This window comes from Peribacillus aracenensis (assembly GCF_025175645.1).
GTDB classification, from domain to species: Bacteria; Bacillota; Bacilli; order Bacillales; family DSM-1321; genus Peribacillus; species Peribacillus aracenensis.
Genome location: NZ_JANZMJ010000095.1, coordinates 1 through 1,228, shown reverse-complemented (window position 1 = coordinate 1,228; position 1,228 = coordinate 1). Strand labels below are relative to the sequence as shown.

Sequence of the window (1,228 nt, the reverse complement as noted above, 5' to 3'; positions counted from 1 at the left end):
ATAGGGTACAGTTTATTTTACTGGTTGACCTTTTTTTAATAGAATCTATTATATCAGTAGCCAGGGTAGGACGTACGGGTGCGTGGGACTTGATCTCGTGAACTAAACTGTCCGCCCCCTACTTGTAGAAACATGTTTGAGGCTGGTTGGGACGTAGATCTCGTATAACAAGCGAAGCTATGACACTACTTGGAGGACTAGGGGTACTGGTTAGTAAGTAGAGGAGGGAAAAACAATGAATCCAGTTGTTGGTCTGGATGTGGCAAAAGGAGAGAGTCAAGTTCAGGCATTTTTAGATCAATCTAAACCTTATGGGACGAGCTTTTCAATGAAGCACATCAAAGAGGAATTAGATCATTTTTTAGACTTTTTAAAAGAGATTGAAGAGGTGACAGGGCAGATGCCTATGGTCATTTTAGAATCTACAGGGCATTACCATACTCCTGTTATTCAATACTTGGAGGAACAAGGGATTCTATATATCTTACTAAATCCGATTATTTCTTATCAGGCAAAGAAGACCAGTTTACGGAAGGTAAAAACAGACGCTATCGATGCGTACCAGTTGTGTGCGCTGTATTACAAAGAGGATTTTGAACCTCATAAAATTAGAGGAATTCAGCTATTAGACCTTCGGAATTTGTCAAGACAACAGGAAATTGTAACGAATATGTATGTGGAAGCTAAACTTCAGTTTCACACCATTTTAGATCAAGTGTTTCCTGAATACCGGAAGGTTTTTGGGGATCTATATTCAAGGGTTTCTTTATTGTTATTAAAGGAATATCCCACTTCAGAGGCGGTATTAACAGCAGGGGAAAGTAAGTTAGCAGAGAGTGTTATAGAGTTCTGCCCTAGCCGATCGGGTCAATGGGCATGGGAAAAAGCAAAAAAAGTAATGGACTCCGCATCTCGAAATCCATTCCAAAAAAACGTGTATGAAAGTCACGTAATCAATCTTCGTATGTATATTGAGTTGCTTTTTCATTACCAGGGGCACCTCTCTGATTTGGAAGATCGTATAGTGGCCCTGGCAAATGAACTGGAAGAATATAAGATCATCCAATCGATTCCCGGTATAGGAGAAAAAATCGCAGCCACGATTATCTCTGAAATTGGTGAAATCGATCGGTTTAATCATCCGAAAAAACTGGTTGCCTTCGCTGGAGTAGATCCAAGTGTTCACTCATCGGGTAAGTTTACGGCAACCATTAATCGCATTACTAAA

The 1,228-nt window shown here is 40.1% G+C and carries 1 protein-coding gene; it reads left to right on the top strand.

What is annotated here, in order from left to right:
• Nucleotides 1-235 precede the first annotated feature (235 nt).
• A partial coding sequence (locus tag N0M92_RS29080) for an IS110 family RNA-guided transposase (RefSeq protein ID WP_260289027.1) occupies nt 236-1,228 on the top strand: 993 nt, incomplete at its 3' end.